This window comes from uncultured Pelagimonas sp. (assembly GCF_947498515.1).
In the GTDB taxonomy this organism is placed as follows: domain Bacteria; phylum Pseudomonadota; class Alphaproteobacteria; order Rhodobacterales; family Rhodobacteraceae; genus Pelagimonas.
The window spans coordinates 310,281-332,955 of the sequence record NZ_CANMKO010000002.1 but is presented as its reverse complement, the minus strand read 5'-3'; the positions used below and the strand labels follow the sequence as shown (position 1 = coordinate 332,955).

Annotated in this window: 28 protein-coding genes and 1 tRNA gene; 25 read left to right on the top strand and 4 right to left on the bottom strand. The window is 55.8% G+C overall.

Annotated elements, in window-relative coordinates:
- Window positions 1-64: 64 nt before the first annotated feature.
- The 3 genes from Q1A43_RS05070 to Q1A43_RS05060 all read left to right on the top strand — a co-directional run bounded on the left by Q1A43_RS05070 (window position 65) and on the right by Q1A43_RS05060 (window position 2,563).
- The gene (locus Q1A43_RS05070; protein ID WP_299933172.1) at window positions 65-649 is read left to right on the top strand and encodes a DUF924 family protein; all 585 of its coding nucleotides are present in this window, start codon (window positions 65-67) and stop codon (window positions 647-649) included.
- A 73-nt stretch (window positions 650-722) separates the two neighbouring features.
- Window positions 723-2,117 (top strand): dihydrolipoyl dehydrogenase, encoded by a 1,395-nt coding sequence (gene lpdA, locus Q1A43_RS05065; RefSeq protein ID WP_299933170.1) that lies wholly within the window; start codon window positions 723-725, stop codon window positions 2,115-2,117.
- 17 nt (window positions 2,118-2,134) lie between these two features.
- On the top strand, window positions 2,135-2,563 hold the full coding sequence (locus Q1A43_RS05060; RefSeq protein WP_299933168.1) for a DUF1801 domain-containing protein: 429 nt from the start codon (window positions 2,135-2,137) through the stop codon (window positions 2,561-2,563).
- Between the two features lie 62 nt (window positions 2,564-2,625).
- Here the strand turns inward: Q1A43_RS05060 and Q1A43_RS05055 are convergent, their stop codons facing one another.
- From Q1A43_RS05055 to Q1A43_RS05045, 3 genes are read right to left on the bottom strand one after another with little or no spacing between them, the layout of a single operon-like run.
- Entirely contained in the window at window positions 2,626-3,216 is a 591-nt protein-coding gene (locus Q1A43_RS05055) for an HD family hydrolase (protein ID WP_299933166.1), read from the bottom strand.
- Window positions 3,217-3,252: 36 nt separating this feature from the next.
- A complete protein-coding gene (locus tag Q1A43_RS05050; protein ID WP_299924894.1) occupies window positions 3,253-3,534 on the bottom strand; it encodes a hypothetical protein in 282 nt (93 codons plus the stop codon).
- A 54-nt stretch (window positions 3,535-3,588) separates the two neighbouring features.
- The gene (locus Q1A43_RS05045) at window positions 3,589-4,242 is read right to left on the bottom strand and encodes an alpha/beta hydrolase (protein ID WP_299924891.1); all 654 of its coding nucleotides are present in this window, start codon (window positions 4,240-4,242) and stop codon (window positions 3,589-3,591) included.
- A gap of 208 nt (window positions 4,243-4,450) precedes the next feature.
- Here Q1A43_RS05045 and Q1A43_RS05040 point away from each other — a divergent pair, with 208 nt between their 5' ends.
- From Q1A43_RS05040 to Q1A43_RS04955, 18 genes are all read left to right on the top strand, one after another.
- On the top strand, window positions 4,451-4,921 hold the full coding sequence (locus Q1A43_RS05040) for an Rrf2 family transcriptional regulator (RefSeq protein WP_299924888.1): 471 nt from the start codon (window positions 4,451-4,453) through the stop codon (window positions 4,919-4,921).
- Window positions 4,922-4,985: 64 nt separating this feature from the next.
- Window positions 4,986-6,029, top strand: a complete 1,044-nt coding sequence (locus tag Q1A43_RS05035) for an aminotransferase class V-fold PLP-dependent enzyme (RefSeq protein ID WP_299933164.1) — start codon at window positions 4,986-4,988, stop codon at window positions 6,027-6,029.
- 14 nt (window positions 6,030-6,043) lie between these two features.
- Window positions 6,044-7,564, top strand: a complete 1,521-nt coding sequence (sufB, locus tag Q1A43_RS05030; RefSeq protein ID WP_299924883.1) for a Fe-S cluster assembly protein SufB — start codon at window positions 6,044-6,046, stop codon at window positions 7,562-7,564.
- 24 nt (window positions 7,565-7,588) lie between these two features.
- Window positions 7,589-7,867, top strand: coding sequence for a hypothetical protein (locus Q1A43_RS05025; protein ID WP_299933162.1), 279 nt, complete (start codon window positions 7,589-7,591; stop codon window positions 7,865-7,867).
- A gap of 28 nt (window positions 7,868-7,895) precedes the next feature.
- Complete coding sequence (locus tag Q1A43_RS05020; RefSeq protein ID WP_299933160.1) at window positions 7,896-8,078, top strand: hypothetical protein; 183 nt, start codon at window positions 7,896-7,898, stop codon at window positions 8,076-8,078.
- A gap of 15 nt (window positions 8,079-8,093) precedes the next feature.
- Entirely contained in the window at window positions 8,094-8,297 is a 204-nt protein-coding gene (locus Q1A43_RS05015) for a hypothetical protein (protein ID WP_299924876.1), read from the top strand.
- 15 nt (window positions 8,298-8,312) lie between these two features.
- On the top strand, window positions 8,313-9,110 hold the full coding sequence (locus Q1A43_RS05010) for an FkbM family methyltransferase (protein ID WP_299933158.1): 798 nt from the start codon (window positions 8,313-8,315) through the stop codon (window positions 9,108-9,110).
- Window positions 9,107-9,418 carry a heavy metal-binding domain-containing protein gene (locus Q1A43_RS05005; protein WP_299924870.1) on the top strand — a complete coding sequence of 104 codons (312 nt, stop codon included), beginning with the start codon at window positions 9,107-9,109 and terminating at the stop codon, window positions 9,416-9,418. Before Q1A43_RS05010 ends, Q1A43_RS05005 begins: the two co-directional genes overlap by 4 nt.
- 88 nt (window positions 9,419-9,506) lie before the next feature.
- A complete protein-coding gene (locus Q1A43_RS05000) occupies window positions 9,507-10,103 on the top strand; it encodes a hypothetical protein (RefSeq protein WP_299933156.1) in 597 nt (198 codons plus the stop codon).
- A 22-nt stretch (window positions 10,104-10,125) separates the two neighbouring features.
- Complete coding sequence (gene sufC / locus Q1A43_RS04995; RefSeq protein WP_299933154.1) at window positions 10,126-10,881, top strand: Fe-S cluster assembly ATPase SufC; 756 nt, start codon at window positions 10,126-10,128, stop codon at window positions 10,879-10,881.
- The gene (sufD, locus tag Q1A43_RS04990) at window positions 10,881-12,161 is read left to right on the top strand and encodes a Fe-S cluster assembly protein SufD (RefSeq protein ID WP_299933152.1); all 1,281 of its coding nucleotides are present in this window, start codon (window positions 10,881-10,883) and stop codon (window positions 12,159-12,161) included. The genes sufC and sufD overlap by 1 nt, the downstream gene beginning before the upstream one ends.
- 13 nt (window positions 12,162-12,174) lie before the next feature.
- Window positions 12,175-12,663, top strand: a complete 489-nt coding sequence (locus Q1A43_RS04985; protein ID WP_299933150.1) for a YIP1 family protein — start codon at window positions 12,175-12,177, stop codon at window positions 12,661-12,663.
- A complete protein-coding gene (locus tag Q1A43_RS04980) occupies window positions 12,663-13,244 on the top strand; it encodes a YIP1 family protein (protein ID WP_299933148.1) in 582 nt (193 codons plus the stop codon). The genes Q1A43_RS04985 and Q1A43_RS04980 overlap by 1 nt, the downstream gene beginning before the upstream one ends.
- Window positions 13,237-14,457: a cysteine desulfurase gene (locus Q1A43_RS04975; RefSeq protein ID WP_299933146.1), complete on the top strand. Its 1,221-nt coding sequence runs from the start codon at window positions 13,237-13,239 to the stop codon at window positions 14,455-14,457. Before Q1A43_RS04980 ends, Q1A43_RS04975 begins: the two co-directional genes overlap by 8 nt.
- Before the next feature lie 137 nt (window positions 14,458-14,594).
- Window positions 14,595-14,671, top strand: a tRNA-Arg gene (locus Q1A43_RS04970).
- Between the two features lie 728 nt (window positions 14,672-15,399).
- Window positions 15,400-15,921 carry a DinB family protein gene (locus Q1A43_RS04965; RefSeq protein ID WP_299924849.1) on the top strand — a complete coding sequence of 174 codons (522 nt, stop codon included), beginning with the start codon at window positions 15,400-15,402 and terminating at the stop codon, window positions 15,919-15,921.
- Between the two features lie 46 nt (window positions 15,922-15,967).
- Entirely contained in the window at window positions 15,968-16,960 is a 993-nt protein-coding gene (gene acuI / locus Q1A43_RS04960; protein ID WP_299933144.1) for an acryloyl-CoA reductase, read from the top strand.
- Window positions 16,961-17,131: 171 nt separating this feature from the next.
- The gene (locus tag Q1A43_RS04955) at window positions 17,132-17,713 is read left to right on the top strand and encodes a site-2 protease family protein (RefSeq protein ID WP_299933142.1); all 582 of its coding nucleotides are present in this window, start codon (window positions 17,132-17,134) and stop codon (window positions 17,711-17,713) included.
- 30 nt (window positions 17,714-17,743) lie between these two features.
- On the opposite strand, the gene Q1A43_RS04950 is transcribed toward Q1A43_RS04955, so the two are convergent.
- The gene (locus Q1A43_RS04950) at window positions 17,744-18,121 is read right to left on the bottom strand and encodes a VOC family protein (protein WP_299933140.1); all 378 of its coding nucleotides are present in this window, start codon (window positions 18,119-18,121) and stop codon (window positions 17,744-17,746) included.
- A gap of 141 nt (window positions 18,122-18,262) precedes the next feature.
- On the opposite strand from Q1A43_RS04950, the gene Q1A43_RS04945 reads away from it, so the two are divergent.
- The 4 genes from Q1A43_RS04945 (at window position 18,263) to Q1A43_RS04930 (ending at window position 22,631) form a co-directional block, all read left to right on the top strand.
- The gene (locus Q1A43_RS04945; RefSeq protein ID WP_299933138.1) at window positions 18,263-19,462 is read left to right on the top strand and encodes an aminotransferase class V-fold PLP-dependent enzyme; all 1,200 of its coding nucleotides are present in this window, start codon (window positions 18,263-18,265) and stop codon (window positions 19,460-19,462) included.
- 44 nt (window positions 19,463-19,506) lie between these two features.
- On the top strand, window positions 19,507-20,946 hold the full coding sequence (locus tag Q1A43_RS04940) for a deoxyribodipyrimidine photo-lyase (protein WP_299933136.1): 1,440 nt from the start codon (window positions 19,507-19,509) through the stop codon (window positions 20,944-20,946).
- A 114-nt stretch (window positions 20,947-21,060) separates the two neighbouring features.
- Window positions 21,061-21,501 carry a TrgA family protein gene (locus Q1A43_RS04935; RefSeq protein WP_299924831.1) on the top strand — a complete coding sequence of 147 codons (441 nt, stop codon included), beginning with the start codon at window positions 21,061-21,063 and terminating at the stop codon, window positions 21,499-21,501.
- A gap of 11 nt (window positions 21,502-21,512) precedes the next feature.
- Window positions 21,513-22,631, top strand: coding sequence for a gamma-glutamylcyclotransferase (locus Q1A43_RS04930; protein ID WP_299933134.1), 1,119 nt, complete (start codon window positions 21,513-21,515; stop codon window positions 22,629-22,631).
- The last annotated feature ends 44 nt before the right edge of the window (window positions 22,632-22,675 follow it).

The window sequence follows — 22,675 nt, the reverse complement described above, 5'->3', positions numbered from 1 at the left end:
CATTGCGCGTTAATATATTTGCGGGGCAACAATGTTGCGTAGCGTGGGAGCAGGAGGAAAAATTATGTCATCCCCCGAGGAGATTCTGTCGTTTTGGCTTGATGAGGTTGAGCCGAAAGACTGGTACATCCAAAATGACGCGCTGGATCAAACGATCCGTGAGCGGTTTCAAAGCACCTGGGAGGGGGCGATGGACGGGCGCTATGCCCTGTGGTTGACCTATCCAAGCGGGGCTTTGGCTTACATCCTCTTGATGGATCAATTCAGCCGCAACATGTTCCGTGGCAACCGCAAAGCATTTGCCTCTGATCGGGTAGCACTTGCGGCCGCCAAACAGGCGATCAAACGCGGTTGGGATCTTAAGATTGATGAACCCGCGCGCCAGTTCTTTTATCTGCCGTTGATGCATTCGGAAAACCTCTGTGATCAGGATCGTTGTGTGCGCCTGATGAAAGAGCGGATGCCACAAGCGGGCGAGGGCAACTTGTTGCACGCGCAAGTGCACCGTGAAGTCATCCGCCAATTTGGCCGCTTCCCCTATCGCAACGAAGCGCTAGACCGGCGCTTTACCGCAGCCGAGCAAAGCTATGTCGATCAGGGAGGCTATGGCCTAACCCTGCGCCAGCTTCAGGAAAAACAGGCGGCTTGATAAACGGCCTGCCTGTTGCGGCACCGCCCCCCCTGCGCTAGCGTCCTAAGGAATGCCAAATCAGGAGGGGCGTATGGCCGCACAGCAATTCGACATGATCGTGATCGGGGCGGGCCCCGGCGGCTATGTGGCGGCCATTCGTGGCGCGCAACTGGGCCTAAAGGTGGCCGTTGTCGAACGCGAGCATTTGGGCGGCATTTGTCTCAATTGGGGCTGTATCCCCACCAAAGCCCTGTTGCGATCCGCCGAAGTTTTTCACCTTATGCACCGCGCCAAGGAATTTGGTCTCAAGGCCGAAGGGCTTGGCTATGATTTAGATGCGGTTGTGAAACGCTCGCGCGGTGTGGCCAAACAGTTATCTGGTGGCGTCGGTCATTTGCTGAAAAAGAACAAGGTCACGGTGATCATTGGTGAGGCTACGATCCCGCAAAAGGGACGGGTGAGCGTCAAAACCGACAAGGGATCCGAAGAGTTAAGCGCCAAGAACATCGTTCTCGCGACGGGCGCGCGGGCGCGCGAACTTCCGGGGCTTGAGGCCGACGGCGATCTGGTTTGGGCCTACAAACACGCGCTTAATCCGCCACGGATGCCGAAAAAGCTTTTGGTGATTGGATCGGGTGCAATCGGAATTGAATTCGCCAGCTTTTTCAACACACTGGGGGCCGATGTGACCGTGGTTGAGGTCATGAACCGTGTTTTGCCGGTCGAAGATGCCGAAATCAGCGCCTTTGCCAAAAAGCAGTTCGTCAAACAAGGGATGACGATCCGCGAAAAGGCCATGGTCAAACAGTTGGACCGTGGCAAAGGGCAGGTCACGGCTCATATTGAGCAAGGTGGTAAAACTGCAAAAGAGACCTTTGATACGGTCATTTCTGCGGTTGGAATTGTCGGAAATGTCGAAGGCTTGGGGCTTGAGGCCCTTGGTGTCCGTGTAGACAGAACGCATGTCGTGACCGACCCATATTGCCGAACCGGTGTTGAAGGCCTCTTTGCGATTGGTGACGTTGCGGGGGCCCCGTGGCTTGCCCACAAGGCCAGCCACGAAGGGGTGATGGTTGCCGAGCTGATCGCCGGTGGCAAACCCCATGCGGTTGATCCAGATAGCATTGCCGGTTGCACCTATTGTCACCCACAGGTGGCCAGCGTCGGCCTGACCGAAGCACAGGCGAAAGAGCAGGGTTACGAGGTCAAAGTCGGACGTTTCCCGTTTATCGGCAACGGCAAGGCCATCGCGCTTGGTGAACCCGAAGGCATGGTCAAAACGGTGTTTGACGCCAAAACCGGGGCGCTTTTGGGCGCGCATATGGTAGGCGCCGAGGTGACGGAATTGATCCAAGGCTATGTTGTTGGCCGCCAGTTGGAAACAACAGAAGAGGACCTGATGAACACGGTGTTCCCGCATCCAACCCTGTCGGAAATGATGCATGAATCGGTTCTAGATGCCTTTGGAAAGGCCATTCATTTCTGACCTGAAAGGGAGAGGATATGGCAGGCAACAAAACGAAAATGACCACGGCATCGGTGGGTGACTATTTGTCATCCGTTGCGCCCGACCGGCGCAAAGCCGACGCCCTGGTTTTGGATGAGGTGTTTCAAAAGGCCACCGGCTGGCAACCGCGAATGTGGGGCGAAAGCATCGTTGGTTACGGCAGCTATCATTATGTCTATGACAGCGGCCGTGATGGCGAATTCCTTGCCACTGGTTTTGCACCGCGTAAGGCCAAGATGGTCGTCTACATCATGCCGGGCTATGCGGATTTCTCTGACATTCTGTCCCGGCTCGGCCCGCATAAGCTGGGAAAATCATGCTTGTACCTTGGTGCCCTAAATCGCGTCGACCTTGATGTCCTGGGCGAGTTGATCCAAGCCGGGCTAGAAGACCTCCAGCGCCGCTGGCCGATCACCGCGACGTAACCCTTTCACATTGCGAAAAAAAACGAGGGGCTGGCCCCTCGGTCCAACGATGAGTGGCGTGATTACTTGTTGTTTAAGCGGTTCAAAAAGGCCTGCGCCTTGGGGGCCATCCACGCCCACAACCCCGGTGCGCCGTTTTCAATCTTGTGGCCGACACGAGCAGAAAACATCTGCCAATCCACCTTGTAATCGACCCAAGACCCACCACCAGATTGCAGGTTTTGAACCGGTGGCACCATGCGATCCAGCGATTTGGCAAATTGCGCTTCCGGCGTCGTGTTGGCTTCAAACTCATCCCAGATGGCGCGAAATTTTGCGCCGATATCGTTGGGAAGCAAACCAAAAATCCGATCCGCGGCGGCCTGTTCTGCCGTTTCGATTGCTGCCATGTCATGATCGCCAAAAACTGGCGCATCGCCCGCGTCAATTTCCACCAAATCATGTAGCAAAAGCATCTGGATAACGCGATTTATGTCGCAACCTTCTGGGGCCTGATCCGCCAAAGTCAGCGCATATAAAGCCACATGCCAGCTATGCTCGGCACTGTTTTCGCGACGTGAGCCATCACACAATGTGGTTGCGCGGTTGACCGACTTTAAACGGTCAATCTCGACCAGAAACGCCATCTGATCGTCTAAGCGGTTGGAACTCATGTCCTGTCCTTTACAATCGGGCAGGGGCCCCCCGCCTTAGAGGTGTTCGTTATCAGTACCGGGGGCAAGGGCTTTGGGGGCTTCTTGGCCCTGTTTTTTGGCCTCAAGCGCCGTTTTGACATGGTCGTTTAGGAACAATCGGGCGCGGCGTTCGGCAAGCCGAATGCGCACCGCCGCACGGAAAATCTCTTCTGAGCTCGGAGACGAGGCCCCTAAAACATTCGCGACCTGATCGGGTAACTGTTCGTCTCCCAATGCATCCATCGCCTTAATGACGTCTTGTGCAAGCTTATCAGAGAGTTCTTCTACAACAGACATATCAGCCTCTGTTTTGGGCAAAGTGCGGGCCGCAAAAGGCGCGGCCCGATAGGATTAGCGGGTGTTTTCAGTCAGGCGCCGTTTGACGTAGCCGGTCACGGTATCGATCATCGGATCCATGTAAGGCTCCTCAAAGAAGTGGCCGGAACCGTCGACTTCTTCATGGGTGACCGTGATGCCCTTTTGTTCATGCAGCTTGTTGACCAAGGCCGTTGTGTCCGTAGGCGGGGCCACACGGTCGGCTTTGCCGTTGATGATCAAACCGGAGCTTGGGCAGGGTGCCAAGAACGAAAAGTCATACATATTGGCGGGGGGCGACACGGATACGAAGCCGGTGATTTCCGGGCGACGCATCAACAGCTGCATACCGATCCATGCCCCAAACGAGAAGCCAGCTACCCAGCAATGCTTGGAGTTGTTGTTCATCGATTGCAGGTAATCGAGCGCCGACGCCGCATCGGACAATTCGCCAACACCTTGGTCATATTCACCTTGGCTGCGGCCGACGCCACGGAAGTTGAACCGCAAAACGGTAAAGCCCATGTTGTAAAAGGCATAGTGCAGATTATACACGACCTTGTTGTTCATGGTGCCGCCAAATTGCGGATGCGGGTGCAGCACGATCGCAATAGGTGCGTCGCGGTCTTTTTGCGGGTGGTAGCGGCCTTCGAGGCGGCCTTCGGGTCCAGGAAAAATGACCTCGGGCATAGGGCGGTAACGGGCTCCTGATACGGGTGCATGCACATTCTTGACGAATTCGCTTGGGCACCTTAGAACGGTTCTAAATCCAGGCGATGCCGGGATTGGGCTTTGATGCAGATAGGCAATTGCCGCGCCAAGGTCAATTGTTAGCGCAAGGGCAGCTGAAAATCAGCCGCCCAGTGGCGCATTGGGGAAACAAAAAGGGTGGGCCGACATGAAACTAAGCACAAAAGGCCGGTATGCCATGGTGGCCCTGACAGATATTGCGCTGCAAAACGCCGATGCCTTGGTCACCTTGGGCGATATTTCGAAGCGTCAGGACATCTCGCTCCCCTATCTTGAGCAGCTTTTTGTCAAATTGCGGCGGGCTGGATTGGTAGAATCAGTACGCGGACCAGGGGGCGGGTACCGGCTGGCGCGGGTGCCATCGGATATTCGGGTCGCCGATATTCTGGCCGCGGTGGATGAAACCGTTGACGCGATGCACAAAGGGGCGGGGGCCTCGGGGGGCTTGTCGGGAAGCCGGGCGCAATCCTTGACCAACCGCTTGTGGGAAGGGTTAAGCGCGCATGTCTATGTGTTCCTGCACCAGACACGGTTGTCCGATGTGGTCAAAAATGATCTGACGCCCTGTCCGGCGGTGCCGACATTGTTTTCGGTCGTGGACGACGAAAAGGTCGAATGAGGGGCCAACCCCTTTGGGCCCTAAGGGCCAATTCACCCCGGGATATTTAGGGAAAGAAAACACCTTGGACCGTTGTTACTTGGATTGGAATGCCACGACGCCTCTGTGTGAGGAAGCGCGCGCTGCGATGGCTGCGGCGATGGATGTGGTTGGCAATCCGTCATCGGTTCACGGTGAGGGTCGCAAAGCCAAAGCCGTGGTTGAGCGCGCCCGAGCGCAAGTGGCCAGTGCCTTTGGCGCGGATGGCGCGGATGTGGTGTTCGTCTCAAGCGCGACCGAGGCGGCGGCCTTGGCCTGTGCTGGGCGCGACTTGGTTGGCGCGGATATAGAACATGATGCGGTCGGCGCGTGGATTGATCCTGTTTTGGATGTTGATCAAAACGGGCGTGTGACGGTGTCGGAACCGGGGCGGACCGCGTTGCAATTGGCCAATTCCGAAACCGGGGTGGTTCAGGATTTGCCTTCGGGGTTGGCCGTAGTCGATGCGACACAGGCCTTTGGCAAGATTCCAGTGGCGTTCAATTGGCTCGGGTGCGAGATGGCTTTGATCTCGGCGCACAAGCTTGGCGGCCCCAAAGGCATTGGTGCATTGGTGATCAAGCGCGGCACCGACCTAGCGGCACAGCTTAAAGGCGGCGGTCAGGAAATGGGACGACGCGCCGGAACAGAGAATGTCATTGGCATCGCCGGCTTTGGCGCGGCGGCCGAGGCGGCGGCCCGAGATTTAGACGCGGGTTGTTGGACCAAGGTTGAAGAAATTAGAAACATTCTAGAATCAACTATTGCGGCTGGTACGAAAGAGACTATTTTTGTCGGGAAATCCGCGACTCGTCTGCCTAATACCTCTTGTTTTGCTGTTCCCGGTTGGAAGGGCGAAACGCAGGTGATGCAGATGGATCTGGCGGGATTTGCCATAAGTGCAGGCAGCGCCTGTTCAAGCGGCAAAGTGCGGGCCAGCCGGGTGCTGACCGCGATGGGATATGACGAGAGGGTTGCCCAATCGGCGATCCGGGTGAGCATCGGGCCCACCACCTCGAAGGAAGATGTGACGCGTTTCGCAGAAGCGTGGCTCAAGGCATATAAGCGGCACTGCGAACGGGCCGCATGAGAAAAGGACATGAGATGACAGCTAAAGAAGACGTGGTCGTCAAGGAAGGCGTTGATCAGGAAACTGTGGACGCCGTCGCGGCTGTCAGCACCTACAAATATGGCTGGGACACCGAGATCGAGATGGAATACGCCCCCAAAGGCGTGAACCCCGATATCGTGCGTCTGATTTCCGAAAAGAACGACGAACCCGAGTGGATGACCGAATGGCGTCTGCAAGCGTTTTCGCGTTGGGAAAAGCTTGTCGAGCCGGATTGGGCAATGGTTCAGTATCCTGAGATCAACTTTCAGGACATTTATTACTATGCCCGCCCCAAAAGTATGGCCGAAAAGCCCAAGTCGATTGATGATGTCGACCCCAAGCTTTTGGAAACCTACAAGAAACTCGGCATTCCGCTTAAGGAACAGATGATTTTGGCCGGGGTTGAAGGGGCCGAAGACATGCCCGCCGAGGGCCGCAAGGTTGCTGTCGATGCGGTGTTTGATTCCGTCTCCGTCGGCACAACCTTTCAGGCCGAGCTGAAGAAAGCTGGCGTGATCTTCTGTTCGATCTCCGAGGCAATTCGCGAGCATCCTGAGCTAGTCAAGAAATACCTCGGCACCGTTGTGCCGGTTTCGGATAACTTCTATGCGACGCTCAACAGCGCGGTGTTCTCGGATGGGTCGTTTGTTTACGTGCCGCCGGGCGTGCGCTGCCCGATGGAATTGTCGACCTATTTCCGTATCAACGCCGAAAACACCGGCCAGTTCGAACGCACATTGATCATCGCCGACAAGGGGTCATACGTGAGCTATCTCGAAGGTTGTACTGCGCCTCAGCGTGACACAGCCCAGCTGCACGCCGCTGTGGTTGAGATCATCATCGAAGAAGACGCCGAAGTGAAATACTCGACCGTTCAAAACTGGTATCCCGGTGACGAAGAGGGCCGCGGTGGCATCTATAACTTTGTGACCAAACGTGCCGATTGCCGCGGTGATCGTTCCAAAGTGATGTGGACGCAGGTTGAGACCGGCTCGGCCGTGACATGGAAATACCCGTCGTGCATTTTGCGCGGTGAAGAATCGCAGGGCGAGTTCTATTCCATCGCCATCGCGAACAACCATCAGCAAGCCGATACCGGCACCAAGATGGTGCATTTGGGCAAGAACACCAAATCGCGGATCGTCTCCAAGGGGATTTCTGCTGGCGTTGCTCAGAATACCTATCGTGGCCTTGTGTCGATGCACCCTAAGGCCAAGGAATCGCGCAACTATACCCAATGTGACAGCCTGTTGATTGGCGACAAATGTGGGGCGCACACGGTGCCTTATATTGAGGTCAAGAACAACTCGTCACGGGTTGAGCACGAGGCGACCACATCCAAGGTGGATGACGACCAGCTGTTCTATTGCCGCCAGCGCGGCATGGACGAAGAAGAGGCGGTGGCCTTGGTTGTGAACGGGTTCTGCAAGGAAGTGCTGCAAGCGCTGCCGATGGAATTCGCGATGGAAGCTCAGCAGTTGGTGGCGATTTCCCTTGAAGGGTCGGTGGGGTAAGTCGCTTCGGAAAGGGCGCGTCGCATGGGCAACTTCATGTCATACATGATCGCAATTTGCATTGGTTTACTGGTCAGTTTGATTGTTGCCTATGGTCGTGCTCCCTACGGTGATGTGGTTCTGCTCGCCTTTGCCTTTCCTGCTTTTTGGTATGTGTGGGATTTCACGAGCACACTTCAGAATCCGGATGTTCAAGGGACGTGGTTAGACCGCCGCTGGGAGGCCAGCAAAAGACCAGGAGCAATTTGCTTCATGAGCGCGGTTTTGTTCACCATTGCGATAAGCACGAGTATGGCCACATGACCGAGCGGAGAAATAGAGACTGGATCACATGCTGAAAACCCTGCTCACCACCGCGATTCTAACCGGCATCTTTTGCGCTGGGTTTTCGGTGATGGTGAGCCAAGTGGCGGTGCAATTGTCGATGACGGCGGTGGTGGTGATTTCGTTTATCTCGGGGTTCTTGGGAAGCACGATCGCGCAACTGGTCCAGAAATGGCGCGGCGAGAGTTAAGAAAGGAAGATGGCGATGTCCGATTTCAACAAAGGCGGTATCTGGGATTTCCTGCCTTATGGCTTGCCGGTTCTGGGCGGGGCGATTGGCATGTTCTGGGCGCGTTATGGCACCGATCATTTCAACCCTGTTTTCGCCGTCGCCGGGGGGGTGATTTCCGGAATCTTTCTGGCCAAGGGTGTGACCCATCTGGCCGACCGGTTCGGTTGGCGCAAGTAAGTTTAGGAACGCGGTATGAGTGGCACCATCAACATTCCAGCCCCCGAAAGCACGGGGGCCGATTATTTCGACCTCGGCGCGGCGCTTGAGGCGTTGGACAGTGGTGCGCCATTGGTATTCCCACCGTTCCACATCACGCGTTTGCGCATCGGTGGCCATGATCTGACGTTTTGTTCGAATTTTGACCGCGACCCGGTGCAAAAGGCGCAACGCAAGGGCGCTTTCTTTGAGGCCGAGGATTTGGCCAAGGTGGCCGAACATCTTCCCAAAGCGCCGCGTGTCTTGGACGTGGGGGCCAATGTCGGCAATCACGCTATCTATTTCGCCACGCAATGTGACGCGGCCAGCGTGATTGTGGTTGAGCCGAACCCGCTGGCGCTTGCGCCACTGGTGGCCAATATCGTTCTGAACAACCTGACGGATGTGATCCGCATGGACGCGCTAGGCGTTGGCCTTGGGGCAGAAAGCGAAGCCGGGCTGTTTATGAAACGCCACGACCGCAACCTTGGCGGGACTAAGATGTTGCGCGGGCGGGACGGAGACCTAGAGGTTCATGCCGGGGATATGCTCTTTGAAGAGGAGCAGTTCGATCTGATCAAGATCGACGTCGAAGGCATGGAGATGGAAGTCTTGACCGGGCTTGAGGCGACGGTTGAACGCTGTAAACCATTGCTGTTTATCGAAGTTGATGACGCCAATGCCGAGGCTTTCCAAAGCTGGTGTTCCAAGCGCGGCTATCAATCGGTGTTTGAGGTCCGCCACTATGGGGCCAACATGAATTTCTTTATGAAATATGTCGGAGAGAACGCATGATCGTCACCACCACGCCAAGTGTCGAAGGTTATCAAGTCGCTGAATACAAAGGTATTGTCACCGGCGAAGCTATCCTTGGAGCCAACGTGTTTCGCGATATTTTTGCCGGTATCACCGACATCATCGGGGGCCGCTCTGGTGCCTATGAGGCCAAACTAGGCGAGGCCCGCGAAACCGCTCTGCGAGAGTTGGAAGAACGCGCCGCCGCCCTCGGGGCCACGGCCGTCGTCGGCGTCGATCTCGACTACGAGGTGATCAACAATATGCTGATGGTCTCAGCCAGCGGAACAGCGGTGGTATTGGGTTAAACGTGACGCTTTTCCCTAACATATTCTGGCAGTCCGTGGTGCCTTGCTCCCAACTTGGGCGGGAAACCCCTTGGTTGACGGGGGCGCTATGACTGATGTGATCCCACGACCGGAGCTGACCTTGCCCGCTGCGGAGGCGGCGCTTTTATCTCACGCCTATAAGGGCGCTGAAGTCATCTTAGAATACGGCTCGGGCGGTAGTACCGTCATGGCGTCCGAACTGCCCGGGAAGCGGGTGTTTTCGGTCGAATCCGCGCAGGATTGGACCGAAATGATGAAAGGTTACTTGGCTGCTAATCCACCGGTGGTTGGAACCCAAGTCGAGATGATTTGGGTCGATATTGGCCCGACCAAGGAATGGGGGCATCCGGTGGATGACGCCCATTGGCGTGCCTATCCCAAATATGCGCTCGACGTGTGGCGTCGCCGCGATTTCGTTCAACCCGATGTTGTGCTGGTCGATGGCCGCTTTCGTCAGGCCTGTGCCTTGGCCACTGCCTTTTTGTCAACCAAACCGGTTGACCTGTTCTTTGATGATTACGCTGGTCGCAAGCATTATCACAAGGTCGAGGACTACCTCGGCCCCCCGCAAATCACCGGGCGCATGGCGCATTTTCGCGTCACGCCCATGGCCATTCCACCGGAAAAACTGTTCCAGGTGGTCAAGTTTTTGCAGAACCCCTAGGGCTGCTGAGGAAGGATAAAACATGCTGGAAATCAAGAACCTGCAGGTGAAATTGGAAGAAGAGGATAAGCAAATCCTCAAAGGTGTCGACCTGACCGTTGAGGCGGGCAAGGTGCACGCGATCATGGGGCCGAATGGCTCTGGCAAGTCGACCTTGTCTTATGTGTTGTCCGGCAAGGGCGGCTACGAAGTCACCGGTGGCGACGCCACTTTGGCGGGCGAAGACCTTTTGGACATGGAAGCGGAAGAGCGCGCAGCAGCGGGCCTTTTCCTAGCATTCCAATACCCGGTTGAAATCCCCGGTGTGGGCAACATGACCTTCTTGCGCACGGCGGTGAATTCGCAGCGCAAAGCCCGCGGTGAAGAGGAAATGTCAGCCGCTGACTTCCTCAAGCTGGTGCGCGCCAAGGCCAAAGACCTCAAAATTGACGCAGATATGCTCAAACGCCCGGTCAACGTTGGCTTTTCTGGTGGTGAGAAAAAGCGCAACGAAATCCTTCAGATGGCGATGCTTGAGCCCAAGATGTGCATCTTGGACGAAACCGATTCCGGTCTTGATGTTGACGCGATGAAGCTGGTCGCTGAAGGGGTGAATGCTCTGCGTGACGAAGGCCGTGGTTTTCTTGTCATCACCCACTACCAGCGTCTTTTGGATCACATCAAACCCGATGTCGTTCACATCATGGCGGCCGGTCGTATCGTCAAAACCGGCGGTCCCGAGCTGGCGCTGGAAGTTGAAAAGAACGGCTACGCTGACATTCTTGCGGAGATCGCATAATGGCCGCTCCTTTGGTGAAACAGGATGCAACACAGGCGCGTTTGGACGCGCTTGACTTGCCCACTGGCGGCTGGTCCACACCGGCGCGTCAGGATGCGTTGGCGCGGGTGCAAAACATGGGGTTGCCCCATGCCCGCGACGAATATTGGAAATACACCAAGCCCGCGACGCTGGTTGATGCGACTGCCCCAAAGGCCGCCGTATATGAGACCGACGAAGCACCGATGTTTGGCGACATGGATCGGTTGAAAATCGTTTTTGTGGACGGTGTGTTTGATGCGGATGCCTCGGACGATCTGAGCCTTGAGGGGATCACGATTGACCGTCTCTCAGATGCAAAAGATATCCATTGGGCCAAAGACTTGTACGGCGCTCTTGAAGTAAAAGGTCAAGACCCGGTTGAACGCCCCTTGGCGGCGTTGAACACTGCTTTTGCAAGTGACGGTGTGCTGATCCACGCCACGAAAACCCCGTCCAAACCCGTCAACCTGATCTACAAGCATCAATCCGATAGCTCGGACGCGATCTTGCATCATGTGGTCAAGGTCGACAGCGGAGCCAGCCTAACCGTGTTGGAAAACGGCCCGGCGGCAGCCCGTTTCAACAAGTGCCTTGAGGTCGACATTGCCGATGGTGGCGCGTTCCATCACGTGCGCACCCAAGGGCGCGATCACGAACGCCGCGCGGCGACACATATGTTTGCACGTCTGGGTACCGAAAGCACGTTCAAAAGCTTTACCATGACCGTGAACGGCGTGCTGACCCGCAACGAATGTGTGATCGAGCTGACCGGTGACGACGCAGTGGCGCATATTGCCGGGGCCTGTATGGGCGACGGTGATTTCCATCACGATGACACCGTTTTCATCACCCATGACGCGGTGAATTGCGAAAGCCGTCAGGTGTTCAAAAAGGTGCTGCGCAACGGGGCGACCGGGGTGTTTCAGGGCAAAATTCTGGTGAAACCAGATGCCCAGAAAACCGATGGCTACCAAATTTCGCAATCTTTGCTGTTGGATGAGGATAGTCAGTTCCTCGCCAAGCCAGAGCTTGAGATTTATGCCGACGATGTGGCTTGTTCGCATGGCTCGACATCTGGGGCGATCGACGAAGACGCGCTGTTCTATCTGCAATCTCGGGGCATTCCGCATTCGATCGCCCAAGATTTGCTTGTGCTGAGCTTTCTGGCCGAGGCCGTGGATGAGATCGAAGACGAAGCCCTGCAGGAGGAAATCCTGACGCGGGCCGAGGCGTGGTTGTCGCGGCACCGCAAAGACTAGGGCGCACCGGGTTATGGCATTAAGCAGCGATATCATCGCGACTTACCGGGGGCCGGGCAAGGTGATTGCCCGGCTACGCGCGGTTGGGGAGCGCGAAGACCGCGCCCTCGTCTTTGTGATGGCCGCAGCCTTTGTGATGTTCATCGCCCAATGGCCCGGACTGTCGCGTGCTGCGCATCTTGCCGGGACATCGATGTTGGAACCGATGGGCAAATCCTTTGTCATCACCGTGTTCGCCTTGCCTTTGGCGCTTTATTTTGTTGGCTTTGTCAGCCATTGGATCGCCCGGTTGTTCGGCGGGCAGGGTACATCGTATGGGTCGCGTCTTGCTTTGTTCTGGGCGTTTCTGGCGATGTGTCCGCTTTTGCTGCTTTATGGGCTGGTGGCTGGTTTTGTTGGGCCGGGAACACAAGCCGAGTTGGTAAAGCTCTTGTGTTGGTTGGTTTTTTTGTGGTTTTGGTTGGCAGGTCTGCGCACTGTTCACAAGAAAAGGGCTCCATAATGGGCCAAATGGCATTGACCTTGGTGTTACGTAGTCTCACCGAACCCCGATTGGTGGCGCGCTGGCTGATTGGTCTGCGGCTGTCAAATGAGGCGCTGCTGACCTGTTTTGCACTGGTGGTGGTTCTAAACACGCTTCTCTTCGGGATCGCGGTTTTGGTGGACCCGACACCACTGCCGTGGTTTTTGGCGCAACCGTCGGTCTATGGCGTTTTGCAGGCCGGATCGCTTTTGGCGACGATGCTGGCGTTTTTGTGGGGCGGACGGTTGTTTAGCGGCACGGCGCGCCTTGCCGACATCGCGGTTCTGGTGATCTGGCTGCAAGCCTTGCGGGCCTTGGTTCAGGTTGCCTTGCTGATCCTAATGCCAGCCTCGGCCTTTTTAGGCGGTTTGGCGGTTTCTTTGACTTCGGTCATTGGCTTTTGGATCTTGTTGCACTTTTTGGACGAAGCCCATGGTTTTGGCAGTTTGCTAAAGGCACTTGGCACAATTGTTTTTGGATTGATGGGCATGGCCTTTGCCCTGTCGATCCTACTGACCCTGATCGGGGTCGATCCTACAGGGATTAACGGATATGTATGACGTCACCAAAATCCGCGCGGATTTTCCCATTCTGAGCCGTGAGGTGAATGGCAAACCTTTGGTCTATCTTGATAGCGGTGCCTCTGCGCAAAAGCCGCAGGTGGTGATTGACGCGGTCACCAAAGGCTATGCCGAGGAATATGCCAACGTTCACCGGGGGCTACATTACCTTAGCAACCTTGCGACTGAAAAATATGAAGGCGTGCGCGAGATTGTGGCCCGGTTCCTTGGGGCATCTGACCCCGAAGAGATTGTGTACACCACCGGCACCACAATGGGCATCAACATGGTCGCCTATGGATGGGCAATGCCCAACCTAGAACCGGGTGATGAGATCGTCCTAAGTGTGATGGAACACCACGCCAATATCGTCCCTTGGCATTTCCTACGTGAACGCCAAGGTGTGGTGTTGAAATGGGTTGATGTTGACGATCAAGGCGGGCTTGATCCGCAAAAGGTTATCGACGCGATTGGCCCGAAAACCAAGCTTGTTGCGATTACCCACATGTCGAATGTTTTGGGTACGGTGGTGGATGTGAAATCCATCTGTGCCGCAGCGCGGGACAAGGGTGTGCCTGTGCTTGTGGATGGCTCGCAAGGATCGGTGCATATGCCGGTCAATGTCGAGGATATCGGGTGCGATTTCTATGCGATTACCGGTCACAAGTTATACGGCCCGTCAGCTTCGGGTGCGATCTATATGAAACGCGCCCGCATGGATGAGATGCAACCGTTTATGGGCGGTGGCGATATGATCCGCGAAGTTCACAAAGACTGTGTGAGCTATAATGATCCGCCGATGAAATTCGAAGCCGGCACACCGGGTATAGTTCAGCAAATCGGCATGGGGGTGTCGCTAGAATACATGATGGGCGTCGGCATGGAGAACATCGCCGCACATGAAGCGGACCTGCGTGACTATGCGATTTCCAAACTAGGCGGAATCAACTGGTTGCAAGTGCAAGGCAACGCTCCGGGGAAGGGGGCGATATTTTCCTTCACTATGGACGGGGCAGGGCATGCACATGACATTTCAACGATTCTTGACAAGAAGGGTGTTGCCGTTCGCGCGGGGCACCACTGTGCCGGGCCGCTGATGGATCATTTCGGCGTCAGCGCGACCTGTCGGGCGAGTTTCGCGATGTATAACACCCGTGATGAGGTCGACAAATTGGTTGACGCACTTGAGTTGGCCCATGATTTGCTAGGATGAGGGACGGCGCTGTTTCCGTTGGAAATGCGCCCCGCCCACCATCCCACCATCTCCCCATGGGGGACTGAAAATTTTTGCAACGTGGGGGATTACCTGCGTTGCAACGGCCCAAAGCTCGGCCTATAAGGCCAATGTATGCACCTGTAGCTCAGCTGGATAGAGCGCTGCCCTCCGAAGGCAGAGGCCAGAGGTTCGAATCCTCTCAGGTGCGCCAAAAATCCATTATTTTTGTTTGAAAACAAGGCTCTGAGATTTGGGTTTCCCCGAGTTGCCACATTAAGTTTACTTGAGCATGCTCTTTTTGGTGCATCACGGGGTTTGGGGGCTGATGTCATGAGGGGACTCGTGGCCTGACTAAGCATTTATTCAGCGCGTCACCCAGCTATCTAGGGGTAAGATCAGTGCGCGCGTCAGTTTTGTATGCCGAAAACCGTGCTGCAGCTCTGTCTGTTATGACAGGTCTCCAAACACAGGTCGCAACAGGATTGAGATCATGTTGAGCAGGGGCCGGGCGTAGAACCGCGTTGCCCCACTATGACAGATGTCCCATCGCATTTCGGTTCGCCATCGCGCTCATTGCTTGTGTTGTGTCGAGGTCAGGTGTCCCGCGGCTTGGTCACAGTCGCTTGCCCAAACTGGCAAAACTTGTTTTACTTCAATGGTCCAATGGCAAAAGTCCGAGTATTTGATCTGCCACCGACTAAAGTGCGTCGGCCGGTCTCACTCTTTTGGAGACATTTTCTCTCTGAAAACGGCACATAAGTTTGGCTTTTGCTGTGAGACGGAGCAGGACGGGCAATTTGTACAGGTATGCGCATATGATAAAACACGACCAAGGGGGCCTAAGACAGGTAAGCCGGAAATTTGGGTTGCTGGATTGGTTCCAACAGAAACGCCGTACTTATTTGCCGCCCTCTCATTGGGAAACCAAGGAGATTGAGGATGATTGACCCCGAATATGTACGGACTTTTGCGCAATACAATGAGTGGCAAAACACTCAGCTTTTGAAAACGATGCGCGGGTTGAACCAAGAGGTATTGTTTCAGGAACGAGGGGCCTATTTTGGGTCAATCTTTGCGACAGCCAATCATGTTTTGTGGTCAGACCAATTGTGGATGTCGAGGTTCGCAGGTTTTCCAGCGCCAACAGCGAACTACGCCAAAGGTACAGAGATGTCTTCCTCTCTTGAAGACTGGGCAATTCAAAGGTTTCGACTGGATCAGGCGATTTGCGATTGGAGCAACCGTATCAAAGCCGTCGACCTGACGGGGGAGCTGAGCTGGTTTTCTGTCGTCAATCAAAGAGAATACACGAGGTCCAAGGGGCTATGTGTTGTTCATATGTTCAATCATCAAACGCATCACCGGGGGCAGCTTCATGTGATGTTGACGGCGGTGGGATGCGAAGGCGCGACAAGCGACCTCACGTTTATGTCTGACGCTGAGGATTGCGTCGGACCGTAAGCCTGCTTAGCAATGGCTATGAACCATATGGATAGGGAGGCCCGATATGTTCAACGCGCTTGTTGTGACCAAGGACACAGAGAGCGGCAAAACCGCTGCTAATGTGCAATCGATAGGGCTAGATGATCTACCTGCCGGCGATGTAACCGTTGCGGTCGACTATTCCACTGTGAATTACAAAGACGGGCTTTGCATTGGGCCGGGGGGCGGTTTGGTGCGCAATTATCCGCACGTGCCGGGGATCGATTTTGCCGGCACCGTCGAGGCGTCTGATGACCCTCGTTATGCGCCGGGCGACAAGGTCGTTTTGACCGGTTGGCGTGTGGGCGAGGCACATTGGGGTGGATACACGCAAAAGGCGCGCGTCAAAGGGGATTGGCTTGTTCCGCTGCCCGATGGGTTGGATACGCGCCGCGCGATGGCGGTTGGGACTGCGGGTTTCACGGCGATGTTGGCGGTGATGGCGCTTGAGGATCACGGGCTTAAGCCGGGGCAGGGGCCGGTTTTGGTCACTGGGGCCGCCGGTGGTGTTGGCTCTGTTGCCACGGCTATTCTTGCCAATCTTGGCTATGAGGTTGCCGGTGTTACCGGGCGCCCGGAAACCGGCGATTACCTGAAATCTCTTGGGGCGAGCCAGATCGTCGCGCGCGAAGAGCTAAATGAAACCACCAAACGCCCGCTTGAGGGCGAAACGTGGTCCGGCTGTGTTGACGCAGTTGGCGGGGCCATGCTGGCGCGCGTTTTGGGCCAGATGAAATATGGTGCCTCGGTTGCGGCGGTTGGGCTTGCGGGTGGTGCGGGGCTTCCTGCGACGGTCATTCCCTTCCTTCTGCGTGGAGTGAACTTGCTTGGGATCGATTCCGTCATGCAGCCCTATGACAACCGCCTGCGTGCTTGGCAGCGTGTCGCGACCGACCTGCCGATGGACAAGCTTGAGGCAATGATCCAACCGGCGACCCTGTCAGATTTGCCAAAACTGGGCGCTGATATTCTTGCCGGACAGGTCAAGGGCCGCGTTGTTGTTGACGTGAACGCCTAACAAATAGGCAGAGCTGACGCCAACGGGCCTTGGCTCTGTCAAATTCTTGCCGAAGTGTTTCGCTAAGTTGGCACCTGTTCATGTGATAGGTGCCTTATGTTTTCGTCCGATTTTGCGCTGTTTCAATTCCGTGGGCCAATGTCGGTCCCGGTCAGTGTTTGCCCCAGCCTTTTGTTGCTGATCTTCGTCTATGTCGATGTCGCCAACCCCGAGTTTTTGGCCTTTGACCTGATGTTTGTTTTTCTGTTGATCCTGTCGATTTTCCTTCACGAGCTTGGCCATGCCTGGGGGTGTTTGATCCAAAAGGTTGCGGTTGGTCGTGTGGTGTTGCACGGCGGTGGCGGCTTTTGCGAACATAGTCCGGCAACCTCCCACACAGAGGATGAATTGATCGTTGCGATGGGCCCCATCGTAAATCTGGCACTATGGGCGATTTGTTCGCTGTTAACGCCTTTGGCACCGAACGAAGAAATATTCTGGGTGTTGGCGACGCTCTCGTGGATCAATCTTTGGCTCGCGCTGTTCAACTTGATCCCGATTCAACCTTTGGATGGTGGCAAGCTGTTCTACCTGCTTTTGGGGCGGCTTGTGCCCTATCACATGGCTCAGCGTATCGCCGGTGGCGTTGGTCTTTTGGCGTGCTTAGCTCTCCTTCCAGTTTTGTTTTTAAGCTGGTGGGCTTTTGGCATGGTGTTATTCTTCCTGCCGTCCCTGCCGCTACATTGGCAAATGGTGCGGGGCAGGGCGCTCTGATCGCGCCCCAAACAGTCGTGTTGTGACGGATTACTTGGTTTCGAAAAACCCAACCGAGTTGCCATCGAGGTCAAGCGCATAAAAAAAGCGCCCCGCCGGTAGCGGAATCGGTTCTGACACAACCTCGCCGCCCGCCTCCCGCACTCGCTGCATCGTGTCTTCTAACGCCCCTTGCGCCGATAAGTGCAGGGTCGACCCGGTGCCACGCACCGCCGGTTTGCCCGGATACATGCTTAGCGCGATGCCGGTTTTCATATCTTTTGGCTGAAAAACCGCCATCGGGTTTGGGCCACTGTCATCTCGCGTGACCTCCCCTTGGGTTACGGCCTTGTAAAACGCGATCGAACGATCAAGGTCTGTGACCGGCAATTCGCCCCACACAAGAAAATGCTCTGGTTGATAGGTCATGATGCTATCCTTTTGTTGCACTCCGGATAGGGTGACATGCCACCTTGTCATTTTATGACAGCTGCCCGCTGACACGTGCCAAGTGCTTGACGGCACCGCGAAACCTCGCTTTTCTGCGAGGCAGATAATTCGGGGGGCACTATGCTGGATATCAATTTCGTCAGATCACAGTTTCCGGCGTTTCAGGAGCCGTCTCTAGAAGGGCAGGCGTTCTTTGAGAATGCTGGCGGATCGTATACCTGTCAGCCCGTCATTGATCGGCTCACCCGGTTTTACACCCAGCGCAAAGTGCAACCCTACGCCGCCTATGAGGCGAGCCGCCTAGGTGGCGAAGAGATGGACGAAGCCCGAAGCCGATTGTCGGCGCTTTTGGGCGTTGAGGGGGATGAACTTTCCTTTGGGCCGTCGACAACCCAAAACACCTATGTGTTGGCCCAAGCCTTTCGCCAATTCATGCAACCGGGCGAAGCGATTGTCGTCACCAATCAGGATCACGAGGCCAATACTGGCCCGTGGCGGCGGTTGGCCGACGAGGGGATTGAAATTCGGGAATGGAAGATTGATCCCGCCACCGGGTCTCTGAACCCCGAAGATCTGGAACCCTTGCTGGATGAAAACGTCCGGCTGGTGTGTTTTCCCCATTGTTCTAACGTGGTTGGTGAAATCAACCCGGTGACTGAAATCACCGCTTTGGCCCATGCGGCCGGGGCCTTTGTCTGTGTCGATGGTGTGAGCTATGCACCGCATGGTTTTCCGGATGTGGGGGCGCTTGGGGCGGACATCTATCTGTTTTCGGCCTATAAAACCTTTGGTCCGCATCAGGGGATCATGGTGATGCGCCGCGCGCTTGGCATGGCCTTGCCCAATCAGGCGCATTATTTCAATGCCGATAGCCTCTATAAACGTTTCACACCAGCGGGCCCCGATCATGCCCAAATCGCCGCCTGCGCCGGGATGGTGGACTATGTCGATCGCATTGCAGCGCATCACAATGTTACCGCTGCGCAAGTGCATGACCTTGAGCGCGATCACGAAACCAAGCTGTTGCAGCCGCTTTTGGATTACCTCTCTGACCGCAACGATGTGCGGTTGCTTGGCCCGAAATCCGCGCAAAACCGCGCGCCAACCGTGGCGATTGAATGTCCCAAACCCGGTGCCGAGCTGGCCAAAGATTTGGTTGCCCACGGTATCATGGCGGGGGGCGGTGATTTCTATGCGGTTCGTGCGCTTGAAGCGATGGGGGTCAAGCCAGAGCATGGCGTTTTGCGGCTGTCCTTCACCCACTACACCTCGGAACAAGAAATGCAGCAGCTTATCAGCGCCTTGGATGTCGTTTTGTGACGCCGCGCCCTTGTCATTAAACACAGCGGGCTAAGTTGCGTGGCATGACTGACCTTGCCCCCATCATCCTCTGGTTTCGCCGAGACCTGCGCTTGCGTGATCACGCGGCGCTTACCCATGCCGTCAATTCAGGGCGGCCCGTCATTCCGGTCTTTTTGAATGACACGTCCGTTTCCGACTTGGGCGCGGCACCGAAATGGCGACTGCACAAGGGGCTGGAGGTCTTTGGTGCGGCCCTGTCGGAGCTTGGCTCGCGTTTGATCCTGCGATCCGGTGATGCGGAGCAATGTCTGCTTCAGCTCTGCGTCGAAACTGGAGCCAGCGGAGTTGTCTGGCAGCGGGCCTATGATCCGCAAAGCGTTGCTCGCGACACCCAAGTCAAAGCCGCGCTCAAGTCGCAAGGCCTTGAGGCGCAAAGTTTTGACGGGGCTGTTTTGCATGAACCATGGACAGTCAAAACCGGACAAGGCTCAGATTACAAAGTCTATTCCGCCTTTCGACGGGCGGTTTGGGGGCGTAATATCGTTCCGTCCCTTGCGCCCGTTCCTAAACCGACATCGCCCACAACTTGGCCAACAAGCGAGGCTTTGTCGGACTGGCATCTGACCCGACCAATGAACCGCGGTGGGGCGGTATTGGCGAACCATAACCCGGTTGGCGAAGAGGCGGCGCTTGAACGGTTGGAAACCTTCATCACGGATGACCTAAGCCGCTATGCAACGGACCGCGATCAGCTTGCGGTGCACGGCACCTCACGTCTGAGCGGCCATCTTGCACTGGGCGAAATCAGTGTCGCGCGCTGCTGGCAGGCCGGTCAACACGCCTTGCAAATGGGCAATCCCGGGGCCGAGACCTTTCTAAAAGAACTGCTATGGCGTGAATTTGCCGGCTATCTGCTGTGGCATTCTCCGGACATGCAAACCAAAGCCTGGCGCCCGGAATGGCGCGGTTTTAAGTGGAACACCGACCCGGATCACCCGCATTTTATCGCTTGGTCTCAAGCCCGAACCGGTGTGCCGCTTGTTGATGCTGGGATGCGCGAGCTTTATGTCACCGGCACCATGCACAACCGGGTTAGGATGATTGTTGCGTCATATCTGACCAAGCATTTGCGGATGCATTGGCGTTTGGGGCAGGCATGGTTTGCCGATTGTCTGACCGACTGGGATGCGGCCTCGAACGCGATGGGCTGGCAGTGGGTGGCCGGTTGTGGGCCGGATGCCTCGCCGTATTTTCGCGTGTTCAACCCGGATACACAGAGGGATAAATTCGACAAAGGTGGACGATACGTTCAGCGCTGGTTGGCAGAAACATCCCCGTCACCCGATGCATTGGCCTTGTCCTATTTTGATGCCGTGCCTCGAAACTGGGGGCTGTCACCTAACGCGCCTTACCCGCACCCGATTGTCTCTTTGGCTCAGGGGCGGCGCGATGCTCTAGACGCCTATGAGCGATGGAAAACCCAAACCGACGAAAAATGCTGAATTTTGGGGCGAAATGCGCCTTAGGGTTGTAAATGCGTAACCGCAACATCTTGCGTTTAGACAAAAAGCGGCGCTATGTGTTGGGGTATCTTTATTTGCAAGAGTAGTTCACCCATGCCCACAGCCGCAAAACTTGTTGCCGCCGTCTTTCTTGCCGCACTTGCCTATGGTGTTTCGGAGTTGATCAAGACACAGATGCCCGCCAGCACGGCATTTGGTGTATTTTCGCAGGTGAATGCGGTGATCGGATTTGTCTGTGGCTGGGCCATTGTCGGCAATCGCGCCGGGCGCGGTATGTCTGCGGCGGTGTCCAACGGGTTCACCGGAACGGTTGCGATGGTGTTTTGGTGCCTGTTCGCGCAAGCAGTTTATGAGATGGTTCAGGAATCGATGAAGCACCGGTATGATGGCGTTGTCGAAGCCTTTGCCGCCATTTTCGAACTGTGCATCAAGCTTGGCGAAAATCTGGTCAATGGGCCTGTGCTTCTTAGCTTGTTGATCGGTGCAATTGTGACCGGTTGGGTTAGCGAGATTGCATCGCGCCACTGGAGGTAACTCTGGCTAATTTGTTTTTCTATGGCACTCTGTGCCATGCGCCGCTCCTAGAACTGGTTCTTGGCCGCGGGTTCGATCAAATCAACACGCGTCCCGCGACTTTGGAAAATCATGCGGTGTATTGGGCCAAAGACCAAGCGTTCCCAATGATTTATGCCGAAGAGAACACTGTGGCCGAGGGGCTCTTGGTTTGCGATCTTAGTCAAGATGATCTGGACCGACTGAACTTTTACGAAGGTGGGTTTGCTTATGAGTTGCGACCCGTAGAGGTGGCTGTAGATGGGCGGGTCTTTGCGGCGCAAGTCTATTTCCCGGATGAAACCCTATGGGAAAAAGGGGCGCGGTGGTCGCTTGAGGATTGGGCTGCGACTTGGTCACGTATGACCTTGCGGGCCGCCCAAGAAGTCATGGTGCGCCGTGGTCATGTGTCGGCCCAAGAGATCGTGCATCTCCTGCCGTTTTTCCGCGCCCGTGCTTGGGCGCAGGAATTAGCCGAAACGCCCGCACCGCAGACCCTTAGAAACCCGATGTCGTCGCAAGATATAGACATTGTCGAAGACCGTCCGGGGTTTAACGGCTTCTTTCAGGTCAAAGCCTTTCAGGTCAGCCACAAAAAGTTTGACGGTACCCAAAGCCCGGCTTTACCGCGTGAAACCTTCATGTCCTTTGATGTGGCGTTGTTGTTGCCCTATGACCCTGTCACCGATCAGGTTTTGTTGATTGAACAGGTGCGGTTTGGCACCTTTAATCGAGGTGATCCCGCCCCATGGGTGTTGGAGCCGATTGCCGGGTTGGTCGATGCCGGCGAAGCCCCTCGCGACGCCGCCATCCGTGAAAGTGCCGAAGAGGCGCATCTGAACCTGACCCAATTGATAGACATGCCCAAGGTCTATGCCTCACCGGGATATTCGACCGAATTCTTTCATTGCTACCTTGGCATCTGCGATCTTGGCGGGCGCGGGCAAGGGCAGGGCGGCCTTGCGTCGGAAAACGAAGACATCCGCAACCATGTGATTTCCTTCCATCACGCCATGGATCTTGTCGACAGTGGTGAGGTCAATGTTGCCCCTTTGGCGATGATGCTGCTGTGGTTGTGCAGAAAACGAGAGAGTTTGCGCGCGCAACTGTGATTGCAGTGGCTTGAGTTCAGCGCCGCGCGGTCCTAAACCTGTTT

Coding starts and splice junctions, on each gene's coding strand:
- sufB (WP_299924883.1), top strand. CDS start 6,044: ATGACAGCTAAAGAAGACGTGGTCGTCAAGGAAGGCGTTGATCAGGAA.
- sufD (WP_299933152.1), top strand. CDS start 10,881: ATGGCCGCTCCTTTGGTGAAACAGGATGCAACACAGGCGCGTTTGGAC.
- Q1A43_RS05020 (WP_299933160.1), top strand. CDS start 7,896: ATGCTGAAAACCCTGCTCACCACCGCGATTCTAACCGGCATCTTTTGC.
- Q1A43_RS04940 (WP_299933136.1), top strand. CDS start 19,507: ATGACTGACCTTGCCCCCATCATCCTCTGGTTTCGCCGAGACCTGCGC.
- Q1A43_RS04965 (WP_299924849.1), top strand. CDS start 15,400: ATGATTGACCCCGAATATGTACGGACTTTTGCGCAATACAATGAGTGG.
- lpdA (WP_299933170.1), top strand. CDS start 723: ATGGCCGCACAGCAATTCGACATGATCGTGATCGGGGCGGGCCCCGGC.
- Q1A43_RS05070 (WP_299933172.1), top strand. CDS start 65: ATGTCATCCCCCGAGGAGATTCTGTCGTTTTGGCTTGATGAGGTTGAG.
- Q1A43_RS04975 (WP_299933146.1), top strand. CDS start 13,237: ATGTATGACGTCACCAAAATCCGCGCGGATTTTCCCATTCTGAGCCGT.
- Q1A43_RS05000 (WP_299933156.1), top strand. CDS start 9,507: ATGACTGATGTGATCCCACGACCGGAGCTGACCTTGCCCGCTGCGGAG.
- Q1A43_RS04945 (WP_299933138.1), top strand. CDS start 18,263: ATGCTGGATATCAATTTCGTCAGATCACAGTTTCCGGCGTTTCAGGAG.
- Q1A43_RS05040 (WP_299924888.1), top strand. CDS start 4,451: ATGAAACTAAGCACAAAAGGCCGGTATGCCATGGTGGCCCTGACAGAT.
- Q1A43_RS05005 (WP_299924870.1), top strand. CDS start 9,107: ATGATCGTCACCACCACGCCAAGTGTCGAAGGTTATCAAGTCGCTGAA.
- acuI (WP_299933144.1), top strand. CDS start 15,968: ATGTTCAACGCGCTTGTTGTGACCAAGGACACAGAGAGCGGCAAAACC.
- Q1A43_RS05050 (WP_299924894.1), bottom strand. CDS start 3,534: ATGTCTGTTGTAGAAGAACTCTCTGATAAGCTTGCACAAGACGTCATT.
- Q1A43_RS05010 (WP_299933158.1), top strand. CDS start 8,313: ATGAGTGGCACCATCAACATTCCAGCCCCCGAAAGCACGGGGGCCGAT.
- sufC (WP_299933154.1), top strand. CDS start 10,126: ATGCTGGAAATCAAGAACCTGCAGGTGAAATTGGAAGAAGAGGATAAG.
- Q1A43_RS04985 (WP_299933150.1), top strand. CDS start 12,175: ATGGCATTAAGCAGCGATATCATCGCGACTTACCGGGGGCCGGGCAAG.
- Q1A43_RS04935 (WP_299924831.1), top strand. CDS start 21,061: ATGCCCACAGCCGCAAAACTTGTTGCCGCCGTCTTTCTTGCCGCACTT.
- Q1A43_RS04980 (WP_299933148.1), top strand. CDS start 12,663: ATGGGCCAAATGGCATTGACCTTGGTGTTACGTAGTCTCACCGAACCC.
- Q1A43_RS05025 (WP_299933162.1), top strand. CDS start 7,589: ATGGGCAACTTCATGTCATACATGATCGCAATTTGCATTGGTTTACTG.
- Q1A43_RS05015 (WP_299924876.1), top strand. CDS start 8,094: ATGTCCGATTTCAACAAAGGCGGTATCTGGGATTTCCTGCCTTATGGC.
- Q1A43_RS05045 (WP_299924891.1), bottom strand. CDS start 4,242: ATGCCCGAGGTCATTTTTCCTGGACCCGAAGGCCGCCTCGAAGGCCGC.
- Q1A43_RS05055 (WP_299933166.1), bottom strand. CDS start 3,216: ATGAGTTCCAACCGCTTAGACGATCAGATGGCGTTTCTGGTCGAGATT.
- Q1A43_RS05060 (WP_299933168.1), top strand. CDS start 2,135: ATGGCAGGCAACAAAACGAAAATGACCACGGCATCGGTGGGTGACTAT.
- Q1A43_RS04950 (WP_299933140.1), bottom strand. CDS start 18,121: ATGACCTATCAACCAGAGCATTTTCTTGTGTGGGGCGAATTGCCGGTC.